Here is a 15,293-nt window from a genome sequence, read left to right on the forward strand (position 1 = left end):
ATTCTAATCTCCAAAGCCGGATCCGGACAGTTTTCCGGAACCGCTTATTCGTCTGAGAAGTGTTGCAACACCCTTCGGTATGTATTAAAAATCTTAGCCTTAGAAACAAAGCCGATATATTTTTCATCCTGAATGACAGGAAGATTCCACGCACCTGTCTCTTCAAATTTTTTCATAACCGCATCCATAGGATCTGTCACATCCACGACAGTCGGAGGAGTCGTCATATAATCCCTCACATAGGTGACCTCGTACAAATCCTGATTAAACATAATCTTACGAATATCGTCCAGAAGCACAATACCCAGCAATTCCCCTTTGGAATCGATCACAGGAAATATATTCCGTGAAGAACGGGACACGACCTTCACCAAATCCCCTAAAGTTGCATCCACAGGTATCGTCTTCAGATCGGTTTCGATAACCTTATCGAGTTTCATCAGGGTCAAAACAGCTTTATCCTTATTGTGAGTGATTAAATCCCCTTTCATTGCCAACCGCCTGGCATAAATGGAATGAGGTTCCATTCCTCCCCCCGTAAGATGGGCAACCACGGAAGTCAGCATCAGAGGGACCAGCAAAGAATAGCCCCCTGTAATCTCCGCAATCAAAAACATAGCAGTCAAAGGGGAATTCATGACTCCTGACATAACACCGGCCATACCCGCCAATACAAAATAACTCACCGGTACAGTCACGATTCCGGACAAATTAATCAGATTGGCAATCAAAAATCCGCCTACTCCTCCTGTAAACAGACAAGGGGCAAAAACTCCGCCTACTCCTCCGCTACCGTTCGTCAAAGCCGTCGCAATCACTTTTATAAAAACCAGTCCGACAATATATAAAAAGACCATAAAAGCACTGTCCTTCAAACTAAAGAAGTAAGTGTTATTCAAAATATTGTCCGCATTATCTGTCAGCAAATCCTGAAGCGAAGTATATCCTTCCCCGTATAAAGGCGGGAAAATATAAATCAATAATCCCAATAAAGCACCTCCCACCAATACTCTGCGGAAAGGATTCTTTATTTTCGTTACGAAATGCTCGATCCGGATATTCATCCGAATAAAATAGACAGACAAAAATCCGCAGAATACTCCTAAAATAATATAATAGGGCACATTCGACAATGCAAAATGTTCGTGTACGGCAAAATCGAGTACAATCCCATCTCCCATTAAAAAATAAACCAATACGTAGGACGATATGGCCGAGATCATCAAAGGAATCAAAGAGGCCATGGTCAGGTCCAGCATCAAAACTTCCAAGGTAAAGACAATGCCGGCAATCGGAGCTTTAAAAATACCGGCAATGGCTCCTGCCGCGCCGCAACCGATCATCAAAGTCATCACCTTGTAGTTCATCCGGAAAAAACGAGCCAGGTTCGAGCCGATAGAGGCTCCCGTCAATACAATCGTCGCTTCTGTTCCCACAGAACCACCAAATCCAATGGTGATCGTACTGGCAATCATGGAGGAATAATTATTATGCGGCTTAATCATACTATTACGCCTGGAAATAGCATATAAAACTTTTGTAACTCCATGACTGATGTCTTCGTGCACAAAATATTTGACGAAAAGGGAAGTCAGCCATATCCCGATAAAAGGATAAATAAAAAACAATAAACTGCCACTGTCGACCTGCAAACGTTCCGTAAAGAAAAGATGGGTATAATGGACCATGTTTTTCAAAAGCACGGCAGCCAAACCGGATACAATACCGACAAGCAAGCTGAGAAAAAGAATAAAATTCCTTTCCTTAACGTAGCGTATCCGCCAGATTAAAAAACGACCGAACCAGTTACTCCACCATGCCATAACACCAATATACTTTCATAGGTTACAGGACCCCTTTTGCCGCTGTCCAACCGGCAATCCGTCCTTTATTTTCTACTCACACTTTTTAAAGAACCGTATTCCGGATAAAATTCCAGTATTAATCCTTCGTTTCCGATGACGTCAACCGGAAAAGTTTTTATGACGCCCAATTGGGGAATGACAGCCCTGAAACGCTGTAATTCTTCATTCGCCCGTATTAATTTCACATCCCCCACAGCCGGTATCCGATATTGTATTCCCACAACCGGAGAAACCGCCGTCGCCGTCTCTTCAGCTTTCTTATAAGGGATAAAGAGATTTTCTACGACCAGACTGTACGCGGTAGCAGAAACATTTTTCTTCGCAGCTATCCCTTCCGTTTCACTGAAACGAAAAGCCAAAACAGGCGTATTTTCCTTTTCCGGGGATACGAGAAAACTACGTTCCACCAACTGATGCACACTCTTTCCCATAAACAGACTGAGATAATCTTTTTCCATACGGTCGAACTCTTTCAGAATAACCTCCAACGACTTTCCGTCCGCTACCTCATTCTCCGCAGCGATCAGCCGGACCCGTTCGGAACGGATCCGGAAGATCTCCTTCACCGCTTCATTCATGACATCCGATTCTGTTTTGGAAGTATAACGAATGATCGGATCCCAAATTTTCTTCATGACCCCGTCAATTTCCTGGTAGGTATAATTGGTATCCAGCACCTCTTTTAACGGATTATAGGTATTCAAAGCCGTGATGTCCACCTCGTCCTGCACATCCCGTTTAAAAGCCTTATAAGTGACCTCCGGGTCTGCAACCTTCATCGCTAAAGGTCCCGCCCCCACTCCGGCCAGAAAACCTTCCGGACTCAAACTCAACAGTACCGGATTATAATCCCCGCTCGCCGACAGGGAATAAGAAGCACTCTCATCCGCCACATAACGGGGTTCAATGTTTATACTGATAATATCCCATTGTTCGCGGGGTGTCGTTATTTCCGGCTTTACGCCCAGTTCTTTTTCAGCATACTGCTGAAACGGTCCCGGAATAAACTTGGTATATTCCATTTTTACCTTTAACAGATAACTTACTTTGGGTAAACAATAGTCTACAGTAACCGGTGTACTAATTTCTTTTCTTTTCTGGGCAAAAAGGGAAACATAAATCCCCATCACCGCTATAAAAATTAAAATAAACCTTTTCATACTCTTATCATTTTGAATTCCCGTTCTATGTATAGCTTGGTTTTATAATTAAAAACCGGCTCCCCGGCCTGCAAATCTTACTCCGAAACGCTCATTTTTCCAGGATACGCCAGGCTTTTCCCATCCCTTCTGTCACTTCCCCTGCACACACTCCCCTCTTTCCTTTTTCCGAAGCCAGTATATCCGCTGCCATCCCGTGAGCATACACTCCGATCAGGGCCGATTCTAAAGGAGGGATACCGCCGGATACCAAGCCTAATAACACTCCCGTCAGAACATCTCCCATTCCCCCTTTTGCCATACCCGGATTTCCGGAAGTATTGAACCAATATTTCCCGCCCGGTGCCACCACCACGGTATGAGCTCCTTTCAACACGATATATACCCGGTAACGGTCTGCAAAAATGCTCAATTTATTTAATCTCTCAAAATCATTTTCACTTTTTCCCACTAATCTCTCAAATTCTTTCGGATGAGGGGTAAGCAAACTATTCTCGGGAAGCAAATCCAGTAAATAACTGTTTTCCGCCAAAATATTTAAAGCATCTGCATCCCATATTGTCTTTCCTCTCCAACGAGTAAGCAATTCCTTTATTCCATTTACAGTTTCCGGTTCTTTTCCTATCCCGGGTCCTATGGCTATAGCCGTATATTTATCCAAATTATCCACTCCGGAAAAACACTTGTCTGAACGATCGGTCTCCAGCAAAGCTTCCGGTACTGCTATCTGTAAGATTTCCCTTTCCCGGAACGGAACATGGCAACTCAACAATCCGATGCCGGAACGTATTGCAGCCTTAGAAGCCAGCACAGATGCCCCCATCATTCCAGCTTTTCCAGCAATCAAAAGCCCGTGCCCGTTCGTCCCTTTGTGGTCAAATTTTCCGGGACGGGGGAGTATTCCTGAAATCAAATCTTCCGATAAATAAAAATAATCTGTCGGAACAGAGCGGATAATTTCCGGGCACAAACCGATATCGACGACTTCCCATTCTCCCACAAAAGGATAATTTTCCGGAAGCATAAAAGCCAGTTTCGGAAACTGAAATGTAAATGTATAATCCGCCCGGACAATCGTCTCCCTATCGTTCCGGGAATTATCCTCTCCCAGCAGTCCGGAAGGGATATCCACTGCAATCACTGGATTCGGACTTTTATTGATTTTCCTGATTACCCCGGCCGCCAATCCTTCCACCTTCCGGTTCAGTCCGGAACCGAAAATAGCGTCAATGATCATTTCCCCTTCTTTAAATTCCATTTCCTCCGGACTTTTTATTTCCAGGTAAGCCCCCTTCCAGCGATTCCGGTTTTCTGCACAATCCGGACTCATCCCGGAATGAGCCGGCTGATACACCCTCACCTCTTTTCCTTTTTCCTGTAGCAGGCGGGCTATGGCAAACCCATCTCCCCCATTGTTGCCGCTCCCCGCCACAATACAGAATTTCCGGGCAAACGGATATTTTTCTAACATTCTTCCCACGCAGTTCCGGGCAGCCCTTTCCATCAGATCGATCGGCTTTATCGGCTCATGTTCAATTGTATATCGATCCATTGCCCCAACCTGCGCTGTTTTAAATATCGGATTTAACATCTTCCTCATAGTTACTCAAACGTTTTAAACATTAAAAATAAAGAAAATTTCTTATATTTGCTCCCGCTGAAAAATAATATTAATTTAAATACACGCTACTATGTTAAATGGACATCCTAAAGGGTTATTTGTGCTGGCAGCTGCTAATACCGGAGAACGTTTCGGATATTATACGATGCTTGCCATTTTCGCCTTATACATGCAAGCTCGCTTCGGCTGGACTTCGGCAGCGACCTCGCAAGTATTCGGAATTTTTCTTGCCGCAGTTTATTTTTTACCGGTATTAGGCGGTATTATCGCCGACAAGTTTTGGGGATACGGAAAAACCATTACCATCGGAACGGTCATCATGTTTGTCGGTTATCTTTTGCTGGCCATGTTCGGCAAACAGGAAATGGCTATGTTTGGTGCCCTGGCACTGATCGCTATCGGTACCGGTTTTTTCAAAGGGAACCTGCAGGCATTAGTCGGAAATCTCTACGACAATCCCAAATACAGCAAAAACCGGGATTTAGCTTTCAGTATTTTCTATATGTGTATCAATATCGGTGCCTTCTTTGCTCCCAGTATGGCCGACGCCATCACCAACTGGGTTATGGGGAAAGAAAACCTGGTATACAACGGTACCATTCCGGCTCTTGCCCATCAACTTTTTGACGGCAAACTTCCGATAGATTCTACCGGATACAAAGATTTAACTGAATTTGCCCTTTCGCAGGGAGCTCAGATTACAGACGTAAATAGTCTGACTGAATTTGCCCATCATTATATTGATGTACTTTGCCAGTCCTACAATTACGGTTTTGCCGTTGCCTGTTTCAGTCTGATCGCTTCACTGGCCATCTTCTTGGGTTTCAAAAAATTATATAAATCGGCAGATGCTACTGAAAAGCAAAAAGCCGCCGGTAAAGGCGATAAGGATTCTGTTATTATCGAATTGACTCCTAAACAGACCAAAGAACGCCTTACGGCCCTCGGGCTTGTTTTTGCAGCCGTGATTTTCTTCTGGATGTCATTCCATCAGAACGGATTAACCCTGACATTCTTTGCCCGCGACTATACGGTATCCAGTGTAACCGGTCCGACCAACCTTCTGTTTACCTTATACGGCTCTCTGCCCATTATTCTGATATTCTACGGCCTGTATGCATTAATTACGGGAAAGAAAACACTGAAGCCGATTGGTATTGCCATGATTGCTGCCTTCGGCATCATCCTCTATTTTGTATACCACAATATGTTTGTTACTTCAACGGGCGCTCTGGTGGCTACCCCCATCACACCTCAAATCTTCCAGCAGTTTAACCCGATGTTTATCATCATTCTGACACCTGTATTTGTCGGTCTTTTCAGTTGGCTCAACAGCAGGAAAAAAGAACCGTCCGCACCCCGGAAGATTGGTTACGGTATGATTATTGCAGCCATCGGATTCGTTGTTATGTTAGTCGGCTCCATAGGGCTTACAGCTCCTTCCGGTCTTGCTGCCGATCCCATGACAGATGCCACCCGGGTATCCCCTTACTGGCTAATCAATACTTACCTCGTACTGACGTGTGCTGAATTATTCCTGAGCCCGATGGGGATCTCTTTTGTTTCTAAAGTTGCACCTCCCAAATACAAAGGTTTAATGCAAGGTTTCTGGTTTGCAGCTACTGCCGTAGGGAACTATCTCGTCAGCCTTATCGGTTACCTCTGGGAAAAAGTAAGTCTGGTGACCTTGTGGGGTATCCTGATTGCCTGTTGTGCTGTTTCAGCCCTGTTCATTTTCTCTATCATGAAACGACTGGAAAAAGTAACCCGGGAATCGGAAGAGCAATTAAAAGCTGCAGAAGAAGCACAGAGAAATAAAAATAAAAAATAAAAAACGGTAAAAAAGCGGTCTTCAGGCCGCTTTTTTCAGCTTTAGCAGATTGTTCTGTCAGGAGCTAAAAGCGGAACAATAAATATTTCTTTGCCGGGAAATTAAATTTTCCGGCAATACTTGCAATAATAAACCAACGAACCGGAGAAGCAGACGTATATACTCCTTCTGTTTTATACCCTGAGCTAATTCCCGGACGGATTCAGGATTTCCGTCATCTCTTTTATGAGTTGAAATACAGGAAGGAAGAGGGGGCTTAAGGTAAAAAGGATACCCACAACGGGAGGAGGAAAAATTTAATGGATTCTGTTATGGAAAAGAAAGGAAATATCGATCTCAGTAGATCTTGTTATGGGGAAGTGAAGAAGAATGTCTATCCCCTGGTCATTTTGCCCTGGGGAGCGACAGAACCTCACAACCAACATCTTCCGTATCTGACAGATTGTATTCTGTCTCATGCGCTAGCCGTAGATACGGCACAGCAAGTATGGGAGGCCCGGCAAATCAGCTGTATGGTCCTGCCTCCCGTATGGATGGGTTCACAAAATCCGGGTCAACGGGACTTATTGTTTTGTATCCACTCCCGTTATGAAACACAAAAGGCTATTTTAACCGATATCGTAGCCTCCCTTCGTCAGCAGGGATTACGCAAAATGCTTATCCTCAACGGACACGGAGGCAACAACTTTAAAAACATGATCCGGGATCTGGCAGTAGACTATCCGGATTTCCTCATTGCCACCACCGAGTGGTTTACTATTGTGCCACCGGATTCCTTCTTTGAAGAAAAAGACGATCATGCGGGTGAACTGGAAACTTCTGTTATGCTGCATTATCATCCAGAATGGGTAAATATGGAATTAGCCGGTACAGGGGAAAGTTATCCTTTTTCCCTGCCCTCCCTCAATGAAAAAATAGCCTGGGTTCCCCGCAACTGGCAGAGGGTAACCACAGATACAGGTATCGGGAATCCGGGGAAAGCTACCGCAGCAAAAGGGAAACGTTATGCCCAAGCTGTCACCGGAAAGCTGAGACAGCTTTTTACGGAACTGGCACAGGCGGAAGATATCTATTCAGGAGGTTTTCCTTCTGCATTTTAACGAAATAAGCAAAGCAGATGCAGATACAGCCGTAACTCCGGGAGAAAATTTGTATTATTTGCCCAGTTTACTATATTTGCAAAATAACGAAAGGAGAAGTATGTTCTTAAAAATTGCACATTCCTTTGCTGCAAAGCTAAATTTATATATTCTATCTTTTCTGATTGCATTATTTATAGCAGGATTTGGTACATTTTATCATGTCGCCTCCCAATATATTGAAAAACAAACCTATCAGAAAATATCCACGCAAGCAGACGAAATCAATTTCCGTGTATCCCGCCTTATGCGTACAATTGAAAAGATCCCGGAAAATCTGGGCCGTTTACTTCCAACCTATGTAACACATCCGGATTCTATATTCAGTATTACCCGTCAGGTTGTAAAAAATAACAGTGAGGTATTCGGGTGCGCAATAGCCTTTGAACCGAACTATTTCCCTTCCAAAGGGGCTCACTTCGCTCCTTACTCTTATATGAAAGGAGACAGTGTAGTGACTACCCTTATCGGGAATAATTACGATTATTATCAGAAAAACTGGTACAAACTTTCCAAAGAAAGAAACCAGTCCCGATGGACACGCCCTTACCACGAACTGTCTTCAGCGAATATCATTACCTCTACATACTCCGTACCCTTACGGGATTCCAAAGATCAGATCATCGGTATTTTTTCGGTAGATCTCTCCCTGAACTGGCTGACGGAATTAATCGATTCCATTAAACCCTATCCGGACAGTTACATCATTATCATCAACCGGGAAGGACGTTTTATTCTTCATCATCAGGATTCACTGCAAACCGGTCTGGAAGACAATATTTTTAATCAGGCTTATCAAATGCCGGATACTTCTATTATCGGTATATCCAAACGGATCGCCAGTGGCGAAAAAGGGAAAGCAACTTTTTTTGATCATAACGATAAATCCTATATTTTTTATTCTCCGGTAATCGGTACAGAATGGTGTATGGCAACTATATGTCCTTACAAACATGTTTATGAGGGCTTAAACCGTTTTAATCTGATTATCTCTTTGCTCTTCGTATGTTTTCTGATTTTAGTTTGCCTGATCTGTACACTTACCGTCCGGAGAATCACCAAACCATTAAAAAATTTTGCCCTGACGACAGCTTCCATTGCCGAGGGAAATTTCAATACCCCCCTGCCCCCGATCCGATCGAAAGACGAGATGCAGGAATTACATTCCGCTTTTAGTGAAATGCAAAAAAGGCTGGCCAATTATATGCACAACCTGGAAAAGACAACGGCCGTAAAGGAAAAAATGGAAAGTGAACTCCGCATTGCCCACGACATCCAAATGAGTATGCTACCTAAAGATTTTCCCCCTTTTCCGGAACATTCCAATATCGATTTTTATGCAATTATTCATCCGGCACGACAGGTAGGCGGAGATTTTTACGACTTCTTTATATCGGGAGACGATCTCTATTTTGCCATCGGAGATGTCTCCGGTAAAGGGATTCCGGCTTCTTTACTCATGTCTTATACCATCAGCCTGCTGCGTTCCTTCTCTTCCAAACCGGCCTCTTCTTCCGAGATTGCCCGTTTTCTGAATAACCGAATTACGGAAAGAAATGAAGCCGATATGTTTGTTACTTTTTTTATAGGAATTCTCAATTTAAAAACCGGGAAACTCAAATATTGTAATGCCGGACATATGCCCCCTGTCATCACTTACCCGGACCGGACTTCGTCTTTCTTCGACATACATGCTGAACTCCCCCTGGGAATACTGAAAGATTATCCCTATCAGGAATACACCTATACCTTTTCCTCCGGTTCAGGCATACTCTTGTATACAGACGGTGTCACAGAAGCTGAAAATGCAAAAGGAGCCTTTTACACAAAAGAACGGCTGCTACAGATTATCCACCAAAACCGGGCCCAACACCCCCGTGAATTTCTTCAGAGGATTATAACCGATATACAATCACACGTACAAACTTACGAACAAAGTGACGACCTGACCCTTTTTACGCTTATATATGGAGAAGAATGGAACCTGCCGGAGAAAAAAGAATCTTAACTTTAAATTTTGTTCCGAAAAAATAATTCCGTTCTTTGTCAGAATAAAAAAAAAGATTACTTTTGTGCCGTTGAAATAAGGCACAACCATTGTTCAATGGTGTAATGGCAGCACAACAGATTCTGGTCCTGTTAGTCAAGGTTCGAATCCTTGTTGAACAACACACTTTCTGAAACAAAAAACCACTGAAATTTCAGTGGTTTTTTCGTTTGAACTTTCTCTTCCTCTCTATCAAAAATTTCATACCGTCCGGGCAAACCGCTCGTCAGTTCCGGTTTTAACGTAAATAATCCTAAAACAAAACACCGGAATTCCAACCAGTCTCGGGATTGCTGCTACAAAGACACTAGCCAAAGTAGCCAGTAAATTCGCCAAAAGGAATCCTAGCTACCACAGTGTCTGTATGATTGATACGGAGGCAAAAAGAGAGAAGGCTTTAAAACTTTTTCCGACAGAAGAAATCTGGGGCATAGGAAAACAATATGAAAAATTTCTGAGTCATCAGGGTATTAAAACAGCTTTCGACTTTATCCAACAACCGGAGAGCTGGGTAAGCCGGAACCTGAAAGTCACGGGCGTCAGGACCTAGAAAGAATTACAAGGCATCCTCTGTATTCCCAAAGAAGAAAACAGGAAGAAAAAAAGTATCTGTACTGCCCGAAGTTTTTCAGGTATGATCGGAAATTATGGGATCCTATGCGAAGCCGTGGCCAATTTTGCAGCAGCATGTGCTCTCAAACTCCGCAAAGAAGGAACGGCTGCCGGAAGCCTTATCGTTTTTATCCTGACCAATCCCTTCAGGGACGATCTGGCACAATATCATAAAAGTGAGAAAATAAAGTTAGCTACCGAAACAAATATCACCGGAGAAATAATATCTGCAGCTTTAAGTGTCCTGAAAAAAGTATACATCCCTGGATATCAATACAAAAAAGCAGGAGTTATCGTAACAGATATTGTACCTCAGTGTGAAATCCAGGGAAATCTTTTCGCTGCGGAAAACAGGCGGCGATATCGTATACTAGACCATGAAATGGATACCATAAACCGGAAAGAAGGTCCCGATACCATAAAACTTAGCATACAGGGAAATGATGAAAAATGGAAATTAAAAAATCAATATTTATCCAAACGTTACACTACCCGTTGGGATGAATTAATAGAAATAAAATAATTCCGCTCCCATGAGCCGTTGATTAATGAATTTTTACTCCTGACGAATGAAATTTAATCAGAAATGTCAGTTCATTAATCAGCGAAACGTTAATTTATTCCTGTTCTCTGTATCATTTACGCTCAAAACAAGCGCTCCCCGCTTATTTTATCTTTTACCCGTCAAAATAAGCTTTCGATCAGACGATCGTCAGCGGGATGAGGTAATGTCACTTTAAGGGAAGGATTCTCCTGCATGGCTCGTTTTATGGCAAACACAGCCCCTTCATTGCGAGCCCAGCTCCGCCGGGAAATACCATTATTGACATCCCAAAACAACATATTCTTCAAGCGCCTTTCTGCTTCCCGGGAACCGTCGAGTACCATTCCAAAACCGCCGTTAATGACTTCTCCCCAACCGACTCCGCCTCCGTTGTGAATAGACACCCAAGTCGCTCCACGGAAAGAATCACCTATAACATTCTGGATAGCCATATCGGCAGTAAATTTGGAACCGTCGTATATATTAGAAGTTTCCCGGTAAGGAGAATCCGTCCCCGATACGTCGTGATGATCCCGTCCCAGCACTACCGGAGCAGATAATTGTCCTTCAGCAATCGCCCGGTTAAAAGCTTCTGCAATCTGAATACGTCCTACAGCATCCGCATACAGTATACGAGCCTGCGAACCGACTACCAGATGATTTTCCCCGGCTGCCTTTATCCAGCGGATATTATCCTGCATTTGCTGTTGAATTTCCCGGGGAGCCTCCAGGGCCAGCTTCTCCAAAACTTCAGCGGCCAAAGCATCTGTTTTAGCCAGATCTTCCGGTTTGCCGCTTGTACATACCCAGCGGAAAGGTCCGAAACCATAATCAAAACACATCGGCCCCATAATATCCTGCACATAAGAAGAATATTTAAAATCTCCATTGGGCTTTAAAATAGCTGCTCCTGCCCGCGAAGACTCCAGTAAGAAAGCATTCCCATAGTCAAAGAAATAAGTACCGAAACGGTCCACACATTTATTGATGGCAGCTACATGCCGCCTCAGGGAAGCCTGTACTTTTTCTTTAAATAACTCAGGCTCTTCCGCCATCATACGTTTACTCTCTTCAAAACTCTGCCCTACCGGATAGTATCCGCCCGCCCAGGGATTATGCAAAGAAGTCTGATCCGACCCTAATTCAACTGTAATATCACTCTCCGCCAAACGTTCCCACAAATCGACCACATTCCCCTGATAGGCAATGGAAACAATTTCTTTCTCCGCTTTAGCCTTCTTTACCCTCTGCATCAGCACCTCCAGATCCTCTATCACCTCGTCTACCCATTTCTGCCTGTAACGGGTCTGGGTCGCTTTCGGATTGATTTCCGCCGTGATACTGACACAACCGGCGATATTACCTGCCTTGGGCTGTGCTCCCGACATTCCCCCCAGTCCTGCGGTGACAAACAGCTTACCTGCCAGACTTTCTCCGTGTTTGGCTATTTTGCGTCCCGCATTTAAAACAGTAATGGTGGTCCCGTGTACTATACCCTGAGGACCAATATACATAAAAGATCCGGCTGTCATCTGCCCGTACTGGGAAACTCCCAGCGCATTAAATCTTTCCCAATCATCGGGTCTGGAGTAATTAGGAATGACCATTCCATTGGTAATCACCAGCCGGGGAGCTTCCTTATGGGAAGGGAACAATCCCATCGGATGACCGGAATATAAAACCAGAGTCTGTTCGTCCGTCATCTCCGACAAATATTTCATCGTCAGCCGGTACTGGGCCCAATTCTGGAATGCGGCTCCGTTCCCACCATAGGTTATCAGTTCGTGAGGATGCTGGGCTACTGCTTTATCCAGGTTGTTCTGAATCATTACCATAATAGCTGCCGCCTGTAAACTCTTATGCGGATAATCCATTATATTACGGGCATGCATCTCATAGGCCGGACGGAAACGGTACATATAAATACGCCCGTATTTTTCCAGTTCTTCCGCAAATTCCGGAGCCAATACGGCATGATGCCGGGGATCAAAATATCGTAAAGCATTCCGGACAGCCAATTGCTTTTCTTCCCGCTTCAAAATATCCTTCCGCTTAGGAGCATGGTTGATTTCCGGATCGTAAGGCCGGGGAGCTGGTAATTCCGTAGGGATCCCCTCCCGAATCGATTGCTGAAATTCTTCTAAAGTCATATAAATATTCATTAAGTTCTTTTAATGTGCTAATTTAATATTTTCAAACGATTCCGGAAAAGAAACGACCGATTTTCCGGAAAATCTCTTCGGGAAGGTGTAAATATTCGAATGTTCAAAGGGATAAATAAGGAAGGAGAAAAGAGGGGTGCTTAAAGATGTAAAAGTTTTTCCGGTTTTCCGGTAAGGATTCGGATCAGAAAGCCAGACTCGTTACGACAGGTCAGCAGTGCAATATTTATGCGGCCTGGGATGACCTCCGGCAGTGACTTTTTTTACACAGAAACCTTTCAATAAAGCCGTAAGCATGGAAGAATACTTTTTCAGGAAATCAAAAAATAGTAAAAGAATTGGGTTTAATCACAATCCCGACACGTACGCAACGTTGAAAATATTTATATTCGATCATACTTTCTCCATAACCATTGTAAAATTGCAGAAAAACATATTGATTATCCAGCCTGAAAATTTTATATGCCAGTTCTACTTTCCAGTTAGCGCTTAAATTCCATTCTCCCCTCTTCATCATTACGACAGAGCAATTAAACCGCTCGTTATTACTGGTATAAGTAGCGGCCACGAGTCCGATTCCGGCATAACGGGGCAGACTCTTATTCTCTTTCGCTACCATAATCGGAATCCAGAATTTAGCTTGCAAGGTATAATTCCGCTTAAAAGCGTACAAACCCATAAAACTGATTTTATTCCAGCTCCTGGACCAAATACTGTCCCTTCCGTTGGATTCATGCTCAAACTGAAGAAATGCCACCGCAGCAATTCGTTTATCCTGAACGAAATTGTGCCCGAATCCCAATGTCGGATTATAATTTGTTTCCGTAAACGGGGCCGATTTCCGGTATATATCCCAGAAAGATTTCTGTGTATACGTAAAAAACAAATAAATCCTCCAGGGCAACATGCTTTTATAAAGCCGGTGCCGCAAACTGATTTGCAGTTTGGCATCGGAATTGTATTTTGTAATTTTCCCGCCGGAAAAATTTGTTCCCGTAATCAAATAATTGTCTTTATAAATCGTAAAAGCCGGTATGGTTCCCAGATCGTCCGCAATGCTGTCCCGGGATACGTTCCCTTGTGAAAAAAATTTCCGCTGCTGGGCATAAACAGTGACACTCCCGGCAAGCCATCCTAAAAGACAGAGAATTAAAAACTTATTTCCCATATTTTTAACTTAAACAGACAAAAGGTTTACGTTTGAAAAGCAAGAAAGTTATAGCGGAAATTCTTTCCAAAAACACTAACTTTGTAACTCATTTAGAAAAACAGACCTCAATAGGGAAACAAAAGAATAACGTTTTACATCATGAATATAAGAATCGGTGATATTGTCAGATTTATTTCTGAGAAACTGGAGGGCAAAGTAACGGGACTGATCGACCGGAACACAGTGAATGTATATTGTGAAGAATACGGATTTGAAATTCCGGCTTCCCTGAACGACCTGGTGGTCATTCAATCCGATTTCAATACAGCATCGGAAAGTAACGCCCGCTCGTCCGCCAAAGCGATCAGAACAGAATCAACAGATAGTCTGTACCTGGCCTGGGTACCTGAAAATTTCCAAAACCTTCCGGAAAGTAAATACGAAGTGTATTTTATAAACGACACTTCCCTGACTTGCCTCTATAGTGCAGGCACCTACAACGGAGAACAGTATTCGGCGATTTCGGCAGGTAACTGCGGACCGGAAGCTACTCTTTCGCTGGGGCTGTACAGCCGCAAAGACCTGGACCAGATAAAAGCTTTTCATATCCAGGTTATTTTTTACCAAAAAGGGAAATATATTCCCCGGAAAGCCATTGACACCCAAATCCGGTATTCGCAAACCTCCCTCTGCAAGGCAGGGAGTTACCAACACACCAAATGGTTTGAAAATATGGCCTTCATACGCCCCCTGGATAAGGAAATCCCCATCCATAAAGAAGTAGAAGATACGGATATTACCCAGGCGTTAAAAGAAAAAAAAGAAACGGCTCCCGCCTCTAAACCACAGAAACAGACCGTAAACAATATAATTGAGGTCGATTTACATATCCATGAATTATTAGAAACCACTACCGGCATGGAAAATAAAGATATACTTGAATATCAATTGGATGTTTTTCATAAGACTTTGGATGAATATAAATTGCGGAAAGGACAAAAAATCGTATTCATTCACGGAAAAGGGGACGGAGTTCTCCGCCAGCGTATATTATGGGAACTTCAAACCAAATATAAACGTTTCCGCCATCAGGATGCTTCTTTTAAACAATACGGATACGGCGCAACGCTGGTAACCATTAAATAGTAAATCAGATTACCGC

Annotated in this window: 11 protein-coding genes and 1 tRNA gene; 7 read left to right on the plus strand and 5 right to left on the minus strand. The window is 43.4% G+C overall.

The features are described 5' to 3' along the window. Positions 1–44 precede the first annotated feature (44 nt). The 3 genes from Q0465_RS04960 to Q0465_RS04970 all read right to left on the minus strand — a co-directional run bounded on the left by Q0465_RS04960 (position 45) and on the right by Q0465_RS04970 (position 4,625). A complete protein-coding gene (locus Q0465_RS04960; protein ID WP_298613648.1) occupies positions 45–1,823 on the minus strand; it encodes a chloride channel protein in 1,779 nt (592 codons plus the stop codon). Between the two features lie 65 nt (positions 1,824–1,888). Next, entirely contained in the window at positions 1,889–3,025 is a 1,137-nt protein-coding gene (locus Q0465_RS04965) for a DUF4831 family protein (protein WP_298613649.1), read from the minus strand. Positions 3,026–3,116: 91 nt separating this feature from the next. Further along, positions 3,117–4,625, minus strand: coding sequence for an NAD(P)H-hydrate dehydratase (locus Q0465_RS04970; protein ID WP_298613651.1), 1,509 nt, complete (start codon positions 4,623–4,625; stop codon positions 3,117–3,119). A gap of 91 nt (positions 4,626–4,716) precedes the next feature. On the opposite strand from Q0465_RS04970, the gene Q0465_RS04975 reads away from it, so the two are divergent. The 6 genes from Q0465_RS04975 (at position 4,717) to Q0465_RS05000 (ending at position 10,798) form a co-directional block, all read left to right on the plus strand. Further along, positions 4,717–6,477, plus strand: a complete 1,761-nt coding sequence (locus Q0465_RS04975; RefSeq protein WP_298613653.1) for a peptide MFS transporter — start codon at positions 4,717–4,719, stop codon at positions 6,475–6,477. A gap of 311 nt (positions 6,478–6,788) precedes the next feature. Then, positions 6,789–7,577 (plus strand): creatininase family protein, encoded by a 789-nt coding sequence (locus tag Q0465_RS04980; protein ID WP_298613655.1) that lies wholly within the window; start codon positions 6,789–6,791, stop codon positions 7,575–7,577. Positions 7,578–7,677: 100 nt separating this feature from the next. Then, positions 7,678–9,624 (plus strand): SpoIIE family protein phosphatase, encoded by a 1,947-nt coding sequence (locus Q0465_RS04985; RefSeq protein ID WP_298613657.1) that lies wholly within the window; start codon positions 7,678–7,680, stop codon positions 9,622–9,624. Positions 9,625–9,714: 90 nt separating this feature from the next. Beyond that, positions 9,715–9,785: transfer RNA gene (locus Q0465_RS04990), tRNA-Gln, on the plus strand. 242 nt (positions 9,786–10,027) lie between these two features. Further along, positions 10,028–10,213: a hypothetical protein gene (locus Q0465_RS04995; RefSeq protein WP_298613659.1), complete on the plus strand. Its 186-nt coding sequence runs from the start codon at positions 10,028–10,030 to the stop codon at positions 10,211–10,213. A gap of 57 nt (positions 10,214–10,270) precedes the next feature. Beyond that, entirely contained in the window at positions 10,271–10,798 is a 528-nt protein-coding gene (locus Q0465_RS05000) for a DUF4113 domain-containing protein (RefSeq protein ID WP_298613978.1), read from the plus strand. A 161-nt stretch (positions 10,799–10,959) separates the two neighbouring features. Here Q0465_RS05000 and Q0465_RS05005 read toward each other — a convergent pair whose 3' ends face one another. Beyond that, positions 10,960–12,969, minus strand: a complete 2,010-nt coding sequence (locus Q0465_RS05005; protein WP_298613661.1) for a urocanate hydratase — start codon at positions 12,967–12,969, stop codon at positions 10,960–10,962. Between the two features lie 331 nt (positions 12,970–13,300). Continuing rightward, positions 13,301–14,149, minus strand: coding sequence for a phospholipase A (locus Q0465_RS05010; RefSeq protein ID WP_298613663.1), 849 nt, complete (start codon positions 14,147–14,149; stop codon positions 13,301–13,303). Positions 14,150–14,290: 141 nt separating this feature from the next. Between Q0465_RS05010 and Q0465_RS05015 the strand changes: the two genes are divergently transcribed. Then, on the plus strand, positions 14,291–15,277 hold the full coding sequence (locus Q0465_RS05015) for a DUF2027 domain-containing protein (protein WP_298613665.1): 987 nt from the start codon (positions 14,291–14,293) through the stop codon (positions 15,275–15,277). Positions 15,278–15,293 lie beyond the last annotated feature (16 nt).

The sequence above is a fragment of the uncultured Odoribacter sp. genome, from assembly GCF_937966165.1.
Lineage (GTDB): Bacteria > Bacteroidota > Bacteroidia > Bacteroidales > Marinifilaceae > Culturomica.

Excerpts from the sequence above, each read along its gene's own strand:
- Q0465_RS04960 (WP_298613648.1), bottom strand. The coding sequence starts at position 1,823 with ATGGCATGGTGGAGTAACTGGTTCGGTCGTTTTTTAATCTGGCGGATA.
- Q0465_RS04965 (WP_298613649.1), bottom strand. The coding sequence starts at position 3,025 with ATGAAAAGGTTTATTTTAATTTTTATAGCGGTGATGGGGATTTATGTT.
- Q0465_RS04970 (WP_298613651.1), bottom strand. The coding sequence starts at position 4,625 with ATGAGGAAGATGTTAAATCCGATATTTAAAACAGCGCAGGTTGGGGCA.
- Q0465_RS04975 (WP_298613653.1), top strand. The coding sequence starts at position 4,717 with ATGTTAAATGGACATCCTAAAGGGTTATTTGTGCTGGCAGCTGCTAAT.
- Q0465_RS04980 (WP_298613655.1), top strand. The coding sequence starts at position 6,789 with ATGGAAAAGAAAGGAAATATCGATCTCAGTAGATCTTGTTATGGGGAA.
- Q0465_RS04985 (WP_298613657.1), top strand. The coding sequence starts at position 7,678 with ATGTTCTTAAAAATTGCACATTCCTTTGCTGCAAAGCTAAATTTATAT.
- Q0465_RS04995 (WP_298613659.1), top strand. The coding sequence starts at position 10,028 with ATGATTGATACGGAGGCAAAAAGAGAGAAGGCTTTAAAACTTTTTCCG.
- Q0465_RS05005 (WP_298613661.1), bottom strand. The coding sequence starts at position 12,969 with ATGACTTTAGAAGAATTTCAGCAATCGATTCGGGAGGGGATCCCTACG.
- Q0465_RS05010 (WP_298613663.1), bottom strand. The coding sequence starts at position 14,149 with ATGGGAAATAAGTTTTTAATTCTCTGTCTTTTAGGATGGCTTGCCGGG.
- Q0465_RS05015 (WP_298613665.1), top strand. The coding sequence starts at position 14,291 with ATGAATATAAGAATCGGTGATATTGTCAGATTTATTTCTGAGAAACTG.